A 19,502-nucleotide genomic window follows, 5' to 3' on the forward strand; every position below is an offset into this window, starting at 1 on the left:
TAATTATTAATTATCAATTACTCAATAATGGTCTTATCGTTCTTTACGTCCTCAAGCGAGATGCCGAGGCAGTGGCAGAAGATAGCCTCACGTGCATAGAGACCGTTCTGAGCCTGCTGGATATAGTATGCATGTGGATCATCATCCACATCGTATGCAATCTCGTTCACACGTGGCAGCGGGTGCATGATCTTCATGTTCTCCTTTGCCTTGCAGAGCATGTCGCGCTTCAGGATGTATACGTTCTTCACGCGCTCATATTCCATGAGGTCGGAAAAGCGCTCCTTCTGAACACGGGTCATGTAGAGAATGTCGGCATCGGCAATCACGTCCTCGTTGAAGTCTTCATGCTCCACGTACTTGATGTTATGCTCCTTGCAGTAGAGTTTATACTCCTCAGGCATAGCAAGTTCCTTAGGTGCGATGAAGTGGAAGGTAGGATTGAAATGGCGCATGGCAGTGATAAGTGAGTGAACGGTGCGGCCATACTTGAGGTCACCCACGAGATAGATGTTCAAGTTCTCCAAGGTACCTTGGGTCTTGTAGATAGAGTAGAGGTCGAGCAGGCACTGTGAAGGATGCATGTGTGCACCGTCGCCTGCATTGACGATAGGCACAGGAGCCACCTCGCTTGCATACTGTGCGGCACCCTCGATGAAATGGCGCATGGCAATCACGTCAGCGTAATTGCTTACCATGAGGATGGTGTCTTTGAGCGTTTCGCCCTTGGTGGTGCTGGAAGTCTTGGCATCGGAGAAACCGATGACGCGAGCGCCAAGGCGATTGGCTGCTGTTTGGAAACTGAGCTGTGTACGAGTAGAAGGCTCGAAGAAAAGGGTCGCTACAACCTTTCCCTTCAACAGCTCCCTGTTAGGATGCTTTTCAAACTCCTGTGCCATCTCCAAGAGATAGGTAATCTTCTCTTTAGAGAGGTCTGCAATCGTTACAAAATTATGTTTTTCCATTTGTTTTTGATTGTAATGTTCTAAAATCGCCCCCAAAGTTACAAATAATTTTCGATTTATGTGCGAAAAGTCAAAACTTTTATGTAATTTTGCACAAAATAAATGAAGAAATAGAGATGAGAAAACATTTTATCTATACATTATGGGGCATTTTTGCTACCTTTGTCGTGTCGGCTATGCTGGCCTTCTTTGCCATCTGGAACGGATGGATCGGTTACATGCCGGACATCGAGGACCTGCAGAATCCTATCAGCAGATTCGCCACTCAGGTGTATTCGGCAGACGGAAAGGTGCTGGGTACATGGAACCTGAACAAGGAGAACCGTATCGTGATACCTTACAAGAAGATGTCACCTTATTTAATAAAGGCGCTGGTGGCTACCGAGGATGCCCGTTTCTATGAGCATTCGGGTATCGACTACCGTGCCCTGGGACGTGCCATCATCAAGCGTGGAATCCTGGGACAGACCAATGCCGGCGGTGGCAGTACCATTACCCAGCAGCTTGCCAAGCAGCTCTATTCCGAGAAGGCAGGGAGTACGCTGGAGCGATTGCTGCAGAAACCGATAGAGTGGGTGATTGCCATCAGGCTGGAGCGATACTATACCAAGCAGGAGATTATCGCCCTCTATCTCAACTACTTCGATTTCCTGCATAATGCCGTGGGTATCAAGACGGCGGCTAATACCTATTTTAATAAGGAGCCGAAGGACCTGACGCTCTGCGAGGCGGCTACCCTGATAGGACTGTGCAAGAACCCGTCGCTCTTCAATCCGGTACGCTATCCGGACCGTGCACGCGACAGACGCAATGTGGTGCTCTCTCAGATGGTGAAGGCAGGTTATCTCAGCCGGGGTGAGTATAGCCGGTATGCTGCCGAACCGCTGACGCTGAACTTCCACCGTACAGACCATAAGGACGGTACTGCCACTTATCTGCGTGAATACCTGCGCCATTACATGATGGCAAAGCGTCCGGAACGTGGCAATTATCCATCCTGGAACTATGCGCAGTTCGTGACCGATTCCATCCTGTGGAACACCGATCCGCTCTACGGATGGTGCAACAAGAACTATAAGAAAGACGGTTCGCCATACAATGTATACAGTGACGGTCTGAAGGTGTTCACTACCATCGACAGCCGCATGCAGCGATATGCCGAAGAGGCTGTATATCAGCACGTGGCACGCTATCTGCAGCCTATCTTCAGCAAGGAGACTGCACGCAAGCCAAGTTCGCCATACAGCGACAAGCTGACGCCTAAGCAGATCAAGGTAATCCTGAACCGCAGCATTACGCAGAGCGAGCGCTATCAGACGATGAAGGCAGCAGGATGTTCTGAACAGGAGATTCATGATGCCTTCCGCAAGAAGATAGATATGACCGTGTTCACCTATCATGGTGACGTGGATACGCTGATGAGTCCATTGGATTCCATCCGCTATTACAAGACCTACCTGCGCAGCGGATTCATGAGTATGGATCCGAAGACAGGTGCCGTGAAGGCATACGTGGGAGGACTGGACTATTCTCACTTCATGTACGACATGGTGAGTCTGGGACGCCGACAGGTAGGTTCTACCATCAAGCCTTTCCTCTACAGTCTGGCGATGGAAAACGGCTTCTCGCCATGCGATCTGGCTCCAAACCGCCAGCATACCTATATGGTAGCCGGAAGGCCTTGGACGCCACGTAACGCCAACCATTCGCGCTATGGACAGATGGTGACGCTGAAGTGGGGATTGCAGCAGAGTAACAACTGGATCAGTGCTTATCTGATGAGTAAGCTGAATCCGCAGCAGTTTGTTCAGATGCTGCGCGATTTCGGTATCAACAGTCCTGATATCCATGCCTCTATGAGCTTGTGTCTGGGTCCTTGTGAGGTGAGTGTGAGCGAGATGGTAAGTGCCTATACGGCCTTTGCCAACCACGGCATCCGTACGGCTCCGATGTTCGTGAGCCGCATTGAGGACAATGAGGGCAATACCTTAGCCACCTTCCAGCCACGCATGAACGAGGTGATTGGTGCGGAGAACGCCATGAAGATGCTCACCATGCTGATGGGAGTAGTGGATGGCGGTACGGCTGGAAGACTGCGCTACCGCTATAACCTGGAAGGACAGATTGGTGCCAAGACAGGTACCACCAACAATAACAGTGACGGATGGTTTATCGGATTCACTCCACAGCTGGTCAGCGGCTGCTGGGTAGGCGGTGAGGAGCGTGATATCCACTTCGATTCGATGAGTATGGGACAGGGAGCCACCATGGCGCTTCCTATCTGGGCGATATTCATGAAGAAGGTTTATGCCGATCCGACGCTGGGCATCAGACCGGACGTAAAATTTGATTTACCAGACGGTTATGATCCATGCTCTAAGCCGAAATCTGACCAGGATGATTTCGAGCAGGTAGACGGCATCGATGAGGTGTTTGAGTAGGCATTCGCCATTTTTGCATAGTTTTACTTTTAAATTGTGCAAAAATGGCGAATGTTTTTTGCTTATATGCGTTTTTTTTTGTATTTTTGCAAAGTTTTAGGGCTATTATGACTGATAAGGCCATGCCGGCGGTCGGGCTCTTTGCTTGAATCAAGGAAATAAAATAAAAAATCATTATAATGAACGTTTCATATAAATGGCTTAAAGAATACGTCGATTTCGACTTGACACCACAGGAGACAGCTGATGTGCTGACCTCTTGCGGACTCGAAGTGGACGCTTTGGAAGAAGTACAGTCTATCAAGGGTGGACTGAAGGGACTCTATGTAGGTAAAGTGTTGACATGCGAGGCGCATCCTAACAGCGATCACCTCCACGTAACAACCGTTGACCTGGGCAAGGGCGAGCCACAGCAGATTGTCTGCGGTGCGCCTAACGTGGCTGCCGGTCAGAAGGTAATCGTTGCCGACCTGGGCTGCGTGCTCTACGACGGCGACCAGAGTTTTACCATCAAGAAGAGCAAGCTGCGCGGTGTAGAGAGCTTGGGTATGATCTGCGCTGAGGATGAAATCGGTGTGGGTACTTCTCACGACGGTATCATCGTGCTCCCAGAGGATGCACCTGTTGGTCAGCCTGCTGCCGAGTACTATCACCTGGAGAGCGACTGGCTCATCGAGATTGATATCACTGCCAACCGTGCCGATGCACTCGGCCACTGGGGTGTGGCCCGCGACCTCTATGCCTGGTTGAAGCAGAACGGCTACGAAACCAGTCTGCATCGCCCATCTTGCGATGAGTTCGTAGTAGACAACGAGGATCTTCCTATCGATGTAGAGATTGAAAATACCGAGGCTTGCAAGCGCTATGCCTGCGTAAGCATCACCGACTGCGAGGTGAAGGAGAGCCCTAAGTGGTTGCAGGATAAGCTGAATATCATCGGATTGCGTCCAATCAACAATATCGTGGATATCACCAACTACATCATGATGGCATACGGTCAGCCATTGCACTGCTTCGATGCCGACATGGTTACCGGTCATAAGATTGTAGTCCGCACCCAGCCAGAGGGTACCAAGTTCATCACTCTTGATGGCGAGGAGCACACCCTGGGTGAGCACGACCTGAGCATCTGCAATGCTGAGGAGCCAATGTGTATCGCCGGTATCTTCGGCGGTAAGGGTTCCGGTACTTACGAGACCACCAAGAGCGTGGTTCTGGAGAGTGCTTACTTCCACCCGACATGGATTCGCAAGAGCGCTCGCCGTCATGGTTTGAGCACAGATGCCAGCTACCGTTTTGAGCGTGGCGTAGATCCAAACGGACAGATTTATGCATTGAAGCAGGCTGCTATCCTCTGCAAGCAGTTGGCTGGCGGCAAGATTTCCATGCAGATCAAGGATGTATATCCAGAGCCAATGCCGGATTTCCCAGTTCGCCTGAACTATGAGTATGCGCATCGCCTTATCGGTAAGGAGATTGGTGCTGAGACCATCAAGAATATCGCCACATCTCTCGAGATGAAGATCGTGAAGGAGGATGCTGAGGGCATCGACCTTTTGGTTCCTGCTTATCGCGTGGATGTCCAGCGTCCTTGCGACGTGGTAGAGGATATCCTCCGTATCTACGGATATAATAATGTAGAGATTCCAACCCAGCTGAAGAGTTCTTTGACTGTTCAGGGTGATGAGGACAAGGCTTATCACAGCCAGAACCTCGTGGCAGAGCAGTTGGTAGGCGAGGGCTTCATGGAGATTCTCAACAACTCTCTGAGCAAGACCAGCTACTATACAGACCTGGAGCTGAACAAGTATCCTTTGGAGAATGTAGTGAAGGTGATGAACCCATTGAGTGCTGATCTCGGCGTGATGCGTCAGACCATGCTCTTCGGCGGTTTGGAGAGCGTAGCCCGCAACATCAACCACAAGAGCCAGAACCTGAAGTTCTTCGAGGTGGGTAACACCTATTTATATAATAAGGAGAAGTGGAGCGAGGAGAGTCCTATCAAGGCTTACTCTCAGGAGGCTCACATGTCACTCTTGATCACCGGAAAGCGCGTAGAGGGCAGTTGGGCTCATGCAGATGAGCAGAGCAGCATCTACGAGTTGAAGGCTGTTGTAGAGAATATCCTACGCCGTGTAGGTATGCCACAGAACAACCTGGTTATCAAGCACAGCGACAACAACATCTTCTCAAAGGGCGTAAGCTATGAGACCCGTGCCGGCAAGGTATTGGTAGAGATGGGTATTCTGAGCAACAAGCTGAAGAAGGCATTCGACATTGAGCAGGATGTATTCTATGCTGATGTTCACTGGGATAACCTGGTGAAGACCGTGAAGAAGGTGAACCTTACTTACACAGATATCTGCAAGTATCCATCTGTGAGCCGCGACCTTGCACTGCTCGTTGACAAGAACGTAGAGTTTGCACAGATTGAGCAGATTGCCCGTCAGACCGAGAAGAAGCTCCTGAAGAGTGTGGTACTCTTCGACGTATATGAGGGTAAGAACCTGCCAGAGGGCAAGAAGAGCTATGCCGTAAACTTCATCCTGCAGGATGAGGAGAAGACATTGAATGACAAGCAGATTGATGCTATCATGAAGAAGCTCATTGCCAACCTTACAGGCAAGCTCAATGCAGAACTGAGATAATGCAGAATGCGATTGACGCAGAACTGAGATAATATTATAAACAAAAAACGATAAACATTTAAAAATTTATTCCAATGGGAAGAGCATTTGAATATCGTAAAGCTACAAAGCTGAAAAGATGGGGCCACATGGCCAAGACATTTACTAAGTTGGGTAAGCAGATTGCTATTGCAGTAAAGGCAGGCGGTCCAGAGCCAGAGAACAACCCAACATTGCGTGCTATCATCGCTAACTGTAAGCGTGAGAACATGCCTAAGGATAATATCGTTCGTGCCATCAAGAACGCTTGTGGCAAGGATACCAGCGATTACAAGGAGGTAACATACGAGGGATATGGCCCTCACGGAGTTGCTGTCTTCGTTGATACATTGACAGACAACACTACCCGTACTGTGGCTGACGTTCGTTCTATCTTCAACAAGTTCAGCGGTAACCTGGGTACAACAGGTTCTTTGTCTTTCCTCTTCGACCACAAGGCAGTGTTCACATTCAAGAAGAAGGATGGTCTGGATATGGACGAGATGATTCTCGACCTGATCGACTACGGCGTAGAAGATGAGTTTGATGAGGATGAGGAGAACAACGAAATCACTATCTACGGTGCTCCTACAAGCTTCGGCGAGATTCAGAAGCATCTGGAGGCTGAGGGTTTCGAGGTAACTGGTGCCGAGTTCACTTACATCCCTAACGATTTGAAGGATGTAACTCCTGAGGAGCGTGAAACTATCGACAAGATGGTTGAGAAGTTGGAAGAGTTTGACGATGTTCAGACTGTTTATACCAACATGAAGCCAGAAATTCCTGCAGACGCAGAATAATATTACGCCCTGATAGGCGCTGCTTTTTACAGGCACGCCCTGAACCAACGGTCACCGGCCGAAGGGAAAGGTAAAGGGCAGAAGCACATAGCCCAGGGCACCGCCCTGGGTTTTGTGTTTATTTCACCACGCGCCCTGTAAGAGCAAAAGCTTTAAAATAAGGAGAAAACATTATGATTAATTCTAACAATGAAAATCAGGATAAGTTGCAGAAGGTAACTTATCAGACTCATGGTACCTGCTCAAAATACATCTGCATCAGTATAGATAAAGATGGAAAAGTGCAGGATGCCCAGTTCATCGGCGGCTGCGATGGCAATACCAAGGGCATCTGCTCGCTGATTCGTGGCATGAAGGCGAAGGAGATCATTGCCCGTCTGAAGGGTATCACTTGTGGCAATAAGCCTACTAGCTGTCCAGATCAGTTGGCCACAGCCTTGCAGGAAATGGGATATTAAGAGTGTTTTAGGCACGGATATATATTAGGCACGGATTACACGGATTACACGGAATTATAAATGAGCTCTATTGATTAGCGCCATAAATCCGTGTAATCCGTGTAATCCGTGCCTTATCTGTAATCCGTGCCTTTTCTAATACTAGTAATCTGTGCCTTATCTAATACTTGAACAAATCATCCAGCAGAACCTCCTTCGGATTCTTTGCCGAATGATAAACGAAACGGAAGCTGAAATGCTTCTCCTTGTATTTCTGCAAGCCGGGATTGTTGTCAAGGGCATCTTTCTGGAGCTTATGCAGTTTGTCCTTGTTGGCATCTATGACCTGCTTGTTGTCTGCCTTGTTGCGCAAGGTGACATAATAAGTGTAAACCCTGGTGTTCTTATCAAAGGTTGCACTATCTGTTCTGCTGTCATTCACGAAAGGTGTAGGACAGTTTTTCTCCGTATACTCCTTAGCTTCTCTTTCAGCCTTTTCTTCCAGACTTTCGGTGCAAGATGCTAATAAAGAGACCAAAACAGCGATGTAAATCAACTTTTTCTTCATGATTTTTCTATATTTTACCTAAAAATCTCTATAATTTCTGATATTTTGTGCAAAGATACGAAAAAAATAACTATCTTTGCACTCTAAAGAGAGAAAATTATATGGAGAATATAAATAAGATAAGAAATTTCTGCATTATTGCACATATAGACCATGGTAAAAGTACCTTGGCAGACCGATTGTTAGAGAAGACTCAGACCATCAAGATTACTGAAGGACAGATGCTTGATGACATGGACTTGGAGAGAGAGCGTGGTATTACTATCAAGAGCCATGCCATACAGATGGAGTATAAGGCAAAGGATGGTGATACATACATTCTCAATCTGATTGATACTCCGGGACACGTAGACTTCTCTTATGAGGTTTCACGTTCCATCGCTGCCTGCGAGGGAGCGCTCCTGGTCGTTGATGCCACACAGGGCGTGCAGGCTCAGACCATCTCTAACCTCTATATGGCTATTGAGCATGACCTGGAAATCATTCCGGTCATCAACAAGATAGATATGCCTTCGGCTATGCCGGAGGAGGTGGAAGACGAAATCGTAGACCTGATTGGTTGCAAGCATGAGGATATCCTCCGCGCTTCCGGTAAGACCGGTGAGGGCGTTGAAGAGGTGTTGGAGGCGGTTGTAAAACGTGTGCCTGCTCCTACAGGCGATGACAAGGCTCCATTGCAGGCTTTGATTTTCGACTCTGTGTTCAACTCTTTCCGTGGTATCATCGCTTATTTCAAGATAGAAAACGGCGTGATCAGCAAGGGTGACAAGGTGAAGTTCTTCAATACCGGCATGGAATATGATGCTGATGAGATTGGTGTGCTGAAGATGGACATGATTCCTCGCAAGGAATTGGGTACCGGTGAGGTAGGTTATATCATCTCGGGTATCAAGAATGCTACCGAAGTAAAGGTGGGTGACACCATCACTCATATCGCCCGTCCTTGTGACAAGGCGATTGCCGGTTTCCAGGAAGTGAAGCCGATGGTCTTTGCCGGCGTTTATCCTATCGATCCTAGCGATTACGAGAATCTGCGTGCCTCATTGGAGAAACTGCAGCTCAATGATGCTTCGCTTACCTTCTCGCCAGAGAGTTCCGTGGCATTGGGCTTCGGTTTCCGTTGCGGATTCCTCGGATTGCTCCACATGGAGATTGTGCAGGAACGTCTGGACCGTGAGTTCAACATGGATGTCATCACCACCGTGCCTAACGTATCCTATATGGTATACGACAAGCAGGGAGGCGAGAAAGAGGTCCACAATCCTTCCGGATTGCCTGACCCAACCATGATTGACCATATCGAGGAACCATACATCCGAGCTACCATCATCACTGCTGCCGATTACATCGGTCCAATCATGAAGCTCTGTTTGGATAAGCGTGGCGAATTGATTAACCAGGAATACGTGAGCGGCAATCGTGTGGAGTTGCACTTCATGTTGCCATTGGGCGAGATTGTCATCGATTTCTACGATAAGCTGAAGAGTATTTCCAAGGGTTATGCTTCGTTCGACTATCATATCGATTCATTCCGCCACTCCGACCTGGTGAAGCTCGATATCCTCCTGAATGGAGAACCGGTGGATGCGCTGAGCACCTTGACCCATCGCGACAATGCCGTGAGCTTCGGACGCAGAATGTGCGAGAAGTTGAAGGACCTGATTCCACGTCAGCAGTTTGATATTGCCATCCAGGCAGCTATCGGTGCAAAGATTGTGGCACGTGAGACCGTGAAGCAGGTGCGTAAGGATGTTACTGCCAAGTGTTATGGTGGTGACGTGAGCCGTAAGCGTAAGCTGCTGGAGAAGCAGAAGAAGGGTAAGAAGCGCATGAAGCAGATTGGTAATGTGGAGGTTCCACAGAAGGCCTTCCTTGCTGTGCTGAAACTCGATTAATATTGAAATAACATTAACTAAATTATAGGAGTTTTTTTTATTATGGCTGACTTGATGAAGGTTATAGTACCTAAGCGCGACATAGCCAGAGAGCTTGCACGTAAGTATAGTACGATGACTCACGACGAGCTGGATGTCCTGGAAGATTTGCTTGTGCCGGTGAAGTATGGCAAGGGCGAGAGAATCTTGTCCGAGGGAGAAGTATGTACGGGTATTTCGTATATAGAGAAGGGCTTGGTGCGACAGTATTACATCAAGAATGGCAAGGAGGTGACCGAGCACCTGGGTGTGGATCACTCTATCTTCATGTGTATTGAAAGTCTCTTTAAAGAGGAACCTTCTCATCTACAAGTGGAAGCATTGGAACCTACATTGGTTTACATCTTGCCAAAGGCGAAGCTCGAGGCGGCTGCGATGCGTAATGTCAATATTCAGATGCTGTATCGTAAGATTCTGGAAGAGAGTTTGATACAGTCGCAAGTGCATGCCGACCTGATGCGCTTTGAGACAGCGCCAAACAAGTATAAGCGCCTTTGCGAGATGAATCCACAGGTAGTATTAAGAGCTCCGCTCACCTATATTGCTAATTATCTGCAGATGACGCCGGAAACATTGTCTCGTATCCGTTCTAATGTACTCATGTAATAAGCATTGGAATATAAACACAAAAAACGCCCTGTAAAGGTAAAGCTTCCATGTCGGAATGCTTTTGCCTTTACAGGGCGTCTCTTTTTTATTATTGATCTTCTTCGTCCCAATCCTCATCTTCGAATCCGAACAGGGCTGGATCAACGAAGGCATCGAGCGCACGGCGCTCTTTCTTGGTAGGGCGTCCGGTACCTCTTGCACGGTCTACGAATCCGCTGATGCGGCTCATTTCCAGAAGTTCGTACTGCTTAGGATCGGTAACGTTCTTGTAAACGCCAAACAGCATCTTGGCACCTACGCGCTGCTCAATGCAGTCGAGTACCTCGAAAGAATAGGTGATAGGAGCCTTCTTCACGCTCACCACATCGCCACGCTTGATGATAAAGGATGGCTTTCTGTTTACGCCTCCCACCGTCACACGACCATTCTTGCAGGCATCTGCTGCAATGCTGCGCGTCTTGTAAATGCGGGCTGCCCAGAGCCACTTGTCTATTCTTGCTGATTCTTTCATGATTACTTTTTCCCAAGCTTGTTGTACTGGTTCATCGTATTGTTGATGCCAGCCAATACAAAACTCTTGATAATCTCTACGCCCAGGTCGATAGCAGGCTGAAGTTCCTTCATGTCTTCCTCGGTGTATTTACCAAGTACCCAGTCTATCTGTCCACCGCGCGGATAATCGTTGCCGATACCCATGCGCAGGCGAGCATAGTTTTGTCCGATAAGTTGCTGGATATGTCCCAAACCGTTGTGCCCGCCATTGCTGCCATTGGCTTTCAGACGGAAAGCACCGAGGGGTAGGGCAAGCTCATCACTGATTACCAGAAGTCTGCTCTGATCAATCTTTTCCTGATTCAGCCAATATCTCACTGCATTACCGCTGAGGTTCATGAAGGTGGTAGGTTTCAGGAGAATGATCTTTCTGCCCTTGAGTGTGGTTTCAGCGACGAATCCATATCGCTTATCCTCAAAATGAATATTGGACGCTTTAGCAAAAGCGTCCAATACCATAAATCCTGTGTTGTGCCTGGTTCCTGCGTATTCATCGCCAGGGTTACCAAGCCCACAAATCAAATATTTATCCAATGTTTGATAATGCTTTACTCAGGTTCGTAAAATCTCGATGACTTATCAATTAAGCCTCCTCTTCAGCTGCAGCCTGTGCAGCGAGCTGAGCGTTACGTGTCATCTTGATAGAGCAAACTACAACAGCCTTGCTTGTTGCCAACTCGAGACCCTCGTATGAAAGGTCGCCAACCTTGATGCTCTTACCGATCTTCAACTCAGTAACGTCTACATCGAGGTGCTCAGGAATAACCTGGTAAGGAGCTGTAACGTTGATCTTACGGATAGAGAGGTTCATACGACCACCATCACGTACACCTTGTGCAAGACCTACCAACTTAACTGGGATACCGATAGTGATAGGCTTCTGATCGTTCACCTCGTAGAAGTCAACGTGCAAAGGAGCGTCTGTTGTTGGGTGGAACTGAATCTCCTTCATGATAGCTGTGTGGCTCTCACCGTCGATGATGAGGTTGATTACATATACATGAGGAGTGTAGATAATCTTACGCAACTCTGTGAATGGAACTGCGAATGACATAGCCTCAGGAGCACCGTTAGCATCCTTCTTCTCACCATAAAGGTTACATGGGATGAAACCTTCCTTACGCAATGACTTAGAAGCTTTCTTACCAAGGTCTGTACGCTTCTGACCTGTTACATTAATCTCTTTCATTTGTGTTACTCTAAATTAAGTTGTTAAAAATTAAATAATGTGCCTTAACTCGCCATCACACGGATTAGCTTTGAAAAAGCGTGTCTGCGAATCTTTTCCGCAAAGCGGCTGCAAAATTACTCATTTTATTTGGAATATGCAAATATTTTGGAAGAAAATATCAAAAATAATGCCTTTATCCTTAAAAAAGTAGAAAATATTCCTCGTTTTCTTGCTCATATTATATAAAATATGTATATTTGCACTCGTAATTGGTAAACATATAAATAAATCTTTTAAAAACATTAGAGAATGATTAATAGGGATTTGATAAGACGTAAGATTGTGCAGTTAACCTACGCATACTATCAAAACAGCAATTACAACATGGATAATGCTGAGAAGGAGTTGATGTTCAGTCTCTCCAAGTCGTACGATCTGTACAACTACATGTTGCAGCTCATCGTTGCTATTACAGGGGAAGCCCGTAAGCGTTACGATGTTGAGGTGGTTCGTGCGCAGCGTGAGGGCCACCAGGAGCCTTCTGCTCGTTTGGCGTTCAATGAATTTGCTGTACAGTTGGAGGAGAATAAGATGTTGCTCGACTGGATTGATGTGAAGCATTCTAATTGGGATGAGAACATTGAGGTGGTTCGTAGCTTGTACAATACTATTACTTCTAGTGATCTCTATGCCGATTATGTCAGTGGTGCTTTCGATGCAGAACTCCCTGATATGGATGATTACGACCGTGACCGTGAGTGGTGGCGTCGTGTATATAAGAAGTTTATCCAGAACAATGATGAGATGGATGCTTTCCTCGAGGAGAAGAGCCTGTACTGGAATGATGACAAGGATATCGTTGATACCTTCGTGCTGAAGACCATCAAGCGCTTTGACAAGGCTAACAAGAGCAAGCAGGAACTCCTTCCTGAGTACAAGGACATGGAGGATAGAGAATTTGCTAGAAAGCTCTTCCGTGCTACCATCCTCAATGCAGATTCTTATCAGCGCTATATGAGTACTGCTTCACGCAACTGGGACTTCTCACGTCTGGCTTACATGGATGTGGTTATCATGCAGATTGCCATCGCTGAGTTGACTACCTTCCCTGGTATTCCTGCTACAGTAACCATCAATGAGTATGTGGAAATGGCTAAGGTTTACAGTACTCCTCGCAGTGGTGGCTATGTGAACGGTATGCTTGACAATATCGCCCGTTACCTGAATGAGCAGGGTATCATTGCCAAAGATTTGCCAGAGCGCAAGTCTAAGTATAGAGATCATCACGAGAACTAATTCGCGTGATATATAAAAAAGAATCAATAATTATAAAGAAATATATAACAAGACTATGACAAATTTAGTATTACAGGCACAGCAGGGTGGAAGCAGCATGACCTTCCTCATTATGATGGTGGCTATCTTCGTTATCATGTGGTTTTTCATGATTCGCCCTCAGCAGAAGAAGCAGAAGGAAATCCGTAAGTTCCAGAATTCTCTTCAGGAGGGTTCTAAGGTGGTTACTGGTGGTGGCGTCTATGGTACCGTAAAGCGCGTGAATGTAGAGGCTAACACTATCGATGTTGAGATAGCTCGTGGCGTGGTAATCACTGTGGCTAAGGGCTACGTGTTTGCTGATGCTACAAGTCAGACTCCTAATGCATAGTATCAAGAACATATTGCTTGCTGTCAGAAACTTCCTGTTCAGTGGTATGAATAAGGAGTTTCTGATTTTTTTGTTCTTTTTGGCCCTCAGTGGCGGCTTCTGGTTGATGATGTCGCTCAACGAAACGCTGGAGAGGGAATTTGCTATTCCCGTACAGCTGGTTGGCATGCCACGTAATGCGATCATTACAGGTGAATTACCTGATACGGTTAAGATTACGGTGAGAGATAAGGGATTTACGCTGGCTACTTATGCCTATGGAAGGAAATTCCACCCTATCTCTTTCAAATTCTCAACTTATGCTGATGATGATGCTGGCGCAGGAGTAATACCACTGGCTGATGTGCAGAAACAGGTGCAGGCGCAGTTGTATGGCTCCAGCAAGTTGCTCTCTGTCAAACCAGGAAAGTTTGATTTCTACTTCACCTATGGCTCTTCCAAGAAGGTGCCGGTGGTCTTCAAGGGTAGGATTACTACCAGCAGGCGTTATTATCTGGCTCATACTGAGTTTTTCCCGACAATGGTTACGGTCTATGCCAACAAGCGACAGCTCGATCAGCTGGAATCGGTAGAAATCGTTCCGTTCAATCAGCGCAACCTGCAAGATACGATTCAGCAGGACGTGAAGATCAAGCAGATTCGGGGTGTGAAAATCGTGCCTAAGCAGGTGAGACTTTCCGTTTACCCGGATATCTTGACAGAGGAATCTGTTGAAGTTCCGGTAAAGGCAATCAATATGCCTGATAATATGGTGCTTCGTACATTCCCGGCAAGGGTTGCGGTGAGATTCACTGTGGGAGCCAGTCTCTTCCGTACCATTACTCCTGAACAGTTCAAGGTGGTAGTGGATTACAATGAGTTGGCTAACAATCCGTCTGACAAGTGTACTTTGCAGCTGAGGAGTGTGCCTCGTTCTGTCAGCAAGGCGCATCTGGAAAACGAAACTGTAGATTATCTGTTGGAACAGCAATGATAATTAATAATTTTTAATTTACAATTAATAATTTATAATTCATTGTGATGAAGATAGCTATAACGGGGGGCATTGGTAGCGGAAAAAGCTATGTATGCCGCATCTTGGAAAAACAGGGCATCAAGGTATATGACTGTGATGCTGAAGCCAAACGGTTGATGCGCTATGATGCCGACTTGCAGGAAAGCTTGAAGCAGCTGGTGGGCGAGGAGGTATATAGTGCAGAGGGAATCTTGCAGAAACCTGTGCTTGCCCAGTTTCTCCTGGCTAGTGAGGCAAACAAGCAGACGGTCAATGATGTGGTGCATCCTGCTGTGGCAAGAGATTTTGAGCAGAGCGATTACCAATGGTTGGAGAGTGCTATTCTCTTTGACAGTGGTTTCGACCGCCGTACTCATTTCGACTTCGTGGTCTGTGTTACAGCTCCTGTTCCAGTACGTCTGAAGCGTATCATGCTGCGGGATCATATTTCGGAGCAGAAAGCACAGGAATGGATAGATGCCGTGATGCCGCAGGAAGAACTTGCTGCCCGTTCTGATTTTGAAATCGTGAATGATGGAGTGAGGGATGTGGAAGAGCAGGTTCAGCAATTGCTCAGGCGATTGCTTTAGAGAGATAATTAAAATAATAATATAAAAGGATAAATCAATAATTGAATTAAAAACAATGGAAACAATTCTTTCAATTGCAGGTAAGCCAGGCCTTTACAAACTGGTATCTAGAGGTAATAGAAACTTAATCGTTGAAATGCTCGACGAGTCACATAAGCGTATGCCTGCTTTCGCTACAGATCGCGTAACAAGCCTTGGCGACATCGCTATGTATACAGATGCTGATGAGGTGCCATTGTGGGAAGTTCTCGACAGCGTAAGCAAGAAGGAAGAGGGTAAGGTTAGTTCTTTCAACTACAAGAAGGCTTCTGCTGAGGAGTTGCACAGCTATTTCGCAGAGGTTCTTCCTAGCTATGACCGTGACCGTGTACGTGACAGCGACATCAAGAAGTTGCTCCAGTGGTACAACATCATGGCTAAGTACGGTATTACCGACTTCAAGGCTACCCTTTCTCCTACAGAGGGTGACAATGTAGATGATCGTGCTGAGCAGGAGTAAATCTCTCAGGCGTTGATTGGATATCATCAACATTTACATAAAACAAAAAAGTGAGCTTCTTCTTCCGAAGACAGCTCACTTTTTTTATATCTTGACGAGATTCGTTTAATCATTGATGGTATACAGGAATCGCTTGATACTCTTCTTAGGAGTCTTCTCAAATTCCTCTTCGTGGATTCTGATTTCTGATACTTTGCTGTATGCTGGTATCATGGAATTGAGTTCCTGACGGTTCTGCTCCATGATGTCGGCAAGTTCTTTGTTGCCGAGGTTGAGCGTCTGAGCCTCGTCATAATCCGGGTGAACCAGTGCGATGAGCTTATCACCCTTCTGTACTACTACGCTTTCAGCCACAAGAGCCAGGGAATTGAGCTTGTCTTCAATTTCCTCCGGATAGATATTCTGACCGCTTGCTCCGAGAAGCATGTTCTTGCTGCGTCCCTTGATGAATACGTTGCCGTCACCATCCATGGTGCCGAGGTCGCCGGTATGATACCATCCGTTCTTATCGATGGTCTGCCTGGTTGCTTCCTCGTTCTTGTAATAGCCCAACATCACGTTAGGACCCTTAGCCAGAATCTCTCCTGGTACATTCTCTGGGTCTGGACTGTCGATGCGAACCATCATGTGGAGAGCTGCCTTGCCGCAGGAACCCGGTACGAAATGCTTGTAATCCTCGTAGCAGATGATAGGCGCACACTCGGTAGCACCATATCCTACAGTATATCTGAAGCCTACGCTATGGAGGAAGCTTTCTACTTCCTGATTGAAGGCTGCACCACCGATAATCACCTCATAGAAGTTTCCACCGAAGGCATTGCTTACCTGGTCGCAGATCTTCTCCTTCACCTTCTTGCTGATGACAGGCATGTGGAGGAGCATGCGCATGCGGTTGTTCTGTATCTTAGGGAATACTTTCTTGCGGATAATCTTCTCGATAACCAATGGTACTGCAATGATGACGGCAGGCTTGAGGCGTCCGAAAGCCTCAGCGATGATGGCTGGGCTAGGGATGCGGGTGAGATAGAAGATGTGGCAACCCTTGATGAATTCGAAGATGAATTCGAATGCCATGCCATACATGTGGGCCATCGGCAGGATACTGATGATAGAATCTCCCGGCTTGATTTTCTTGCCCAATACATTCTCGGCAAAGTCGGCATTGCCCCAAAGCGCACGGTATGGTATCATCACACCCTTGGAGAAACCTGTGGTTCCACTGGTATAGTTAATCATAGCCAGCTCTTCAGGATTCTCTTCTTTGTAATAGCTGACGTGATTTTTGCGGAAATATTTAGGATATTTGATACCAAACATCTCATTGAGGTGCTCACGAGCGTAAGTCAGCTTATCTGTACGAGATACAACAAGCGAGTAATCCGGTATGTAGATGATGCCTTCGAGTCCCGGCATCTTGGTAGCATCTACCTGGGTAGCTACTACATCACCAACGAAGAGCAACTTAGCATCGCTGTGATTCACGATGTTATGTATCTGATCTGGCATGAACTCATGCAGAATAGGCACAGCGATGGCGCCATAGGTGAGGGTAGCAAGGAAAGCTACAGCCCAGTTGGCGCTATTGCGACCGCAAAGAGCAATCTTGTCACCCTTTACCACGCCTGAATTCTCGAACATGATGTGTAGTTTCTCTATTTTACGTGCTACATCATGGAACTGCAAGGTGGCTCCCTTGTAGTCGGTAAGAGCATCCATATCCCAATGGTCTATGATACTCTTCTCTATTAGTGCGTTAAAGCTTGGTATCTCCATATTTATTGTGTTTTGATACAATTGTCTGTTATATTACGTCTTGATACAAATATCTTTTAATAGACTTCTTGGCAGTCTTCTCGAATTCTGTATCGTGCAACTGGATGCGTGAGATATGAGCGAAGCTTGGCATCTGCTGGTTCAGTTCCTTTCGGTTTTCTTCCATGATGTTGGCAAGGTCTTCGTCTGTGAATCCGAGATTGCTTACTTCATCCATGTCCGGGTGAACCAGCGCTACGAGCTTGTCATTGCTTTGCAGTACGATGCTCTCGTTTACCATTGCCAGGGAATTGAGTTTGTCCTCTATTTCTTCCGGATAGATATTCTGACCGTTAGGACCGAGAAGCATGTTCTTGCTGCGTCCTCTTACGAAGAAATGTCCGTCGGCACTCATGGTAGCCAAATCGCCAGTATGGAACCATCCGTCTTCGTCGAGTACAGCATCTGTAGCCTCCTGATTCTTGTAATATCCCTTCATCACGTTGATGCCGCGGCAAACCAGTTCTCCTGCTACATTCTCAGGGTCATCGCTCAATACCTTTACCTCCATGTGCTTCACGGCAACACCGCAGCTTCCTGCCACGTAGTTGTCCTGATGGGCGAAGGTGATGAGCGGTGCAGTCTCTGTGGTACCGTATCCCATGGCGATAGGGAATCCGATGCTGATAAAGAAGTTCTCTATCTCCTTGTTGAGCGGAGCTCCACCGACAACTACCTCGTATGGGTGCTCACCAAACTTACGCAGCACGAACTCGCGAACCTTCTCCTTGATGCGCTTGCTGATGACAGGCATGCTCATCAGAAGCTTTGCGCGGTTGGTCTGGATATGTGGGAACACTTCCTTTCTTACGATCTTATCCACCACGAGCGGTACAGCGAAGAGAATGTCGGGCTTGATTTCTGCCAGCGCCTCTGAGATGAGCGTAGGACTCGGGAGACGGGTGAGGAAGAATATGTGGTTACCTTCTACGATATTGTAGAGAAACTCTGTCATCAGTCCGTACATGTGCGCCATCGGCAGGGTAGAGAGAATGTTGCAATTCTTTCCTATCTTAGGACTTACCGAGTCGATGAGATAATCAAGATTACCCCAAAGCGCTCTATATGGCAGCATCACGCCCTTAGAGAAACCTGTTGTTCCGCTGGTGTAATTAATCATCGCCAACTCCTCCGGGGCGTCTACGTGATATTTTACATGTTCTGCTCTGAAGTATTTCGGATACTTGTGACCAAACATCTTGTTGAGGTGTTCACGGGCATAGGTTAGTTTTTCAGAGCGAGATATGACGAGTGAATTGTCAGGTAGGTGGATAATTCCTTCCAGAGAGGGCATCTCTTCAGGAGTTATCTCTGTAGCTACCACATCTCCTACGAACAGAAGTTTGCTCTCGCTGTGATTCACGATATTGTGAATCTGCTCAGGCTTGAATTCGTTCTGTATAGGTACGACGATGGCTCCGTATGTGATAATGGCCAGAAAGGCTACTGCCCACTGACTACTATTTCTTCCGCACACGGCTATCTTGTCACCCTTCTTGACATCGCTGTTCTCGAACAGGATGTGAAGTTTTTCTATCTTTCTTGCAACATCATGATACTGGAGTGTAGCTCCCTTATAATCGGTGAGCGCATCCAGGTTCCAGTTCTTGATGATGCTTCTCTCAATATATGAGTTAAAACTTGGTATTGAATCCATTGCACAATTTACAAAATTTTGTGCAAAGATACAGAAAATACTGCACATCGCAAAAAAAAATGTGCATTATTTTCGTGCTAAAGGCAAAATAATGCAAAAACTAGGTAAAATAGTAAAGTTTTTATCCCATTATTGCTATAA

Annotated in this window: 18 protein-coding genes; 11 read left to right on the forward strand and 7 right to left on the reverse strand. The window is 46.9% G+C overall.

Annotated features, from left to right (window positions below):
- Positions 1-17: 17 nt before the first annotated feature.
- Positions 18-965: an aspartate carbamoyltransferase gene (gene pyrB, locus ACTQ16_RS03575; RefSeq protein ID WP_153122139.1), complete on the reverse strand. Its 948-nt coding sequence runs from the start codon at positions 963-965 to the stop codon at positions 18-20.
- Positions 966-1,081: 116 nt separating this feature from the next.
- Between pyrB and ACTQ16_RS03580 the strand changes: the two genes are divergently transcribed.
- The 4 genes from ACTQ16_RS03580 (at position 1,082) to ACTQ16_RS03595 (ending at position 7,330) form a co-directional block, all read left to right on the forward strand.
- Complete coding sequence (locus ACTQ16_RS03580; RefSeq protein WP_441936144.1) at positions 1,082-3,406, forward strand: penicillin-binding protein 1A; 2,325 nt, start codon at positions 1,082-1,084, stop codon at positions 3,404-3,406.
- Positions 3,407-3,585: 179 nt separating this feature from the next.
- Positions 3,586-6,054 (forward strand): phenylalanine--tRNA ligase subunit beta, encoded by a 2,469-nt coding sequence (pheT, locus tag ACTQ16_RS03585; protein ID WP_441936146.1) that lies wholly within the window; start codon positions 3,586-3,588, stop codon positions 6,052-6,054.
- A gap of 74 nt (positions 6,055-6,128) precedes the next feature.
- Positions 6,129-6,872 (forward strand): YebC/PmpR family DNA-binding transcriptional regulator, encoded by a 744-nt coding sequence (locus ACTQ16_RS03590; RefSeq protein WP_235390180.1) that lies wholly within the window; start codon positions 6,129-6,131, stop codon positions 6,870-6,872.
- 173 nt (positions 6,873-7,045) lie between these two features.
- Positions 7,046-7,330 (forward strand): TIGR03905 family TSCPD domain-containing protein, encoded by a 285-nt coding sequence (locus tag ACTQ16_RS03595; protein ID WP_441936148.1) that lies wholly within the window; start codon positions 7,046-7,048, stop codon positions 7,328-7,330.
- Between the two features lie 160 nt (positions 7,331-7,490).
- Here the strand turns inward: ACTQ16_RS03595 and ACTQ16_RS03600 are convergent, their stop codons facing one another.
- Complete coding sequence (locus ACTQ16_RS03600) at positions 7,491-7,877, reverse strand: hypothetical protein (RefSeq protein ID WP_217760106.1); 387 nt, start codon at positions 7,875-7,877, stop codon at positions 7,491-7,493.
- 101 nt (positions 7,878-7,978) lie between these two features.
- Between ACTQ16_RS03600 and lepA the strand changes: the two genes are divergently transcribed.
- On the forward strand, positions 7,979-9,772 hold the full coding sequence (gene lepA, locus ACTQ16_RS03605) for a translation elongation factor 4 (protein WP_294967992.1): 1,794 nt from the start codon (positions 7,979-7,981) through the stop codon (positions 9,770-9,772).
- A 54-nt stretch (positions 9,773-9,826) separates the two neighbouring features.
- Complete coding sequence (locus tag ACTQ16_RS03610) at positions 9,827-10,417, forward strand: Crp/Fnr family transcriptional regulator (protein ID WP_153122165.1); 591 nt, start codon at positions 9,827-9,829, stop codon at positions 10,415-10,417.
- Positions 10,418-10,508: 91 nt separating this feature from the next.
- On the opposite strand, the gene ACTQ16_RS03615 is transcribed toward ACTQ16_RS03610, so the two are convergent.
- The 3 genes from ACTQ16_RS03615 to ACTQ16_RS03625 are packed head-to-tail and all read right to left on the reverse strand — an operon-like array spanning position 10,509 to position 12,161.
- Positions 10,509-10,931, reverse strand: coding sequence for an RNA-binding S4 domain-containing protein (locus ACTQ16_RS03615; protein ID WP_153122132.1), 423 nt, complete (start codon positions 10,929-10,931; stop codon positions 10,509-10,511).
- A 2-nt stretch (positions 10,932-10,933) separates the two neighbouring features.
- Positions 10,934-11,506, reverse strand: a complete 573-nt coding sequence (gene pth, locus ACTQ16_RS03620) for an aminoacyl-tRNA hydrolase (protein ID WP_218415853.1) — start codon at positions 11,504-11,506, stop codon at positions 10,934-10,936.
- A 49-nt stretch (positions 11,507-11,555) separates the two neighbouring features.
- Positions 11,556-12,161 carry a 50S ribosomal protein L25/general stress protein Ctc gene (locus ACTQ16_RS03625; protein ID WP_294967998.1) on the reverse strand — a complete coding sequence of 202 codons (606 nt, stop codon included), beginning with the start codon at positions 12,159-12,161 and terminating at the stop codon, positions 11,556-11,558.
- Positions 12,162-12,452: 291 nt separating this feature from the next.
- Between ACTQ16_RS03625 and nusB the strand changes: the two genes are divergently transcribed.
- Genes nusB through ACTQ16_RS03650 form a run of 5 tightly spaced genes read left to right on the forward strand, consistent with a single transcriptional unit; the run spans position 12,453 to position 15,892 of the window.
- Positions 12,453-13,439, forward strand: a complete 987-nt coding sequence (nusB, locus tag ACTQ16_RS03630; protein ID WP_441936151.1) for a transcription antitermination factor NusB — start codon at positions 12,453-12,455, stop codon at positions 13,437-13,439.
- Positions 13,440-13,494: 55 nt separating this feature from the next.
- The gene (gene yajC / locus ACTQ16_RS03635) at positions 13,495-13,809 is read left to right on the forward strand and encodes a preprotein translocase subunit YajC (protein ID WP_153122128.1); all 315 of its coding nucleotides are present in this window, start codon (positions 13,495-13,497) and stop codon (positions 13,807-13,809) included.
- Positions 13,802-14,782 (forward strand): CdaR family protein, encoded by a 981-nt coding sequence (locus ACTQ16_RS03640; RefSeq protein WP_294968002.1) that lies wholly within the window; start codon positions 13,802-13,804, stop codon positions 14,780-14,782. Before yajC ends, ACTQ16_RS03640 begins: the two co-directional genes overlap by 8 nt.
- 47 nt (positions 14,783-14,829) lie before the next feature.
- The gene (gene coaE, locus ACTQ16_RS03645; RefSeq protein WP_441936153.1) at positions 14,830-15,393 is read left to right on the forward strand and encodes a dephospho-CoA kinase; all 564 of its coding nucleotides are present in this window, start codon (positions 14,830-14,832) and stop codon (positions 15,391-15,393) included.
- Between the two features lie 55 nt (positions 15,394-15,448).
- The gene (locus ACTQ16_RS03650; protein ID WP_153122125.1) at positions 15,449-15,892 is read left to right on the forward strand and encodes a DUF5606 family protein; all 444 of its coding nucleotides are present in this window, start codon (positions 15,449-15,451) and stop codon (positions 15,890-15,892) included.
- Positions 15,893-15,997: 105 nt separating this feature from the next.
- Here the strand turns inward: ACTQ16_RS03650 and ACTQ16_RS03655 are convergent, their stop codons facing one another.
- On the reverse strand, positions 15,998-17,665 hold the full coding sequence (locus ACTQ16_RS03655; protein WP_294968004.1) for an AMP-binding protein: 1,668 nt from the start codon (positions 17,663-17,665) through the stop codon (positions 15,998-16,000).
- A 28-nt stretch (positions 17,666-17,693) separates the two neighbouring features.
- Positions 17,694-19,361: an AMP-binding protein gene (locus ACTQ16_RS03660; RefSeq protein ID WP_294968006.1), complete on the reverse strand. Its 1,668-nt coding sequence runs from the start codon at positions 19,359-19,361 to the stop codon at positions 17,694-17,696.
- Positions 19,362-19,502 lie beyond the last annotated feature (141 nt).

It is taken from the genome of Prevotella sp. LCP21S3_D2, assembly GCF_052118345.1.
In the GTDB taxonomy this organism is placed as follows: Bacteria; Bacteroidota; Bacteroidia; order Bacteroidales; family Bacteroidaceae; genus Prevotella.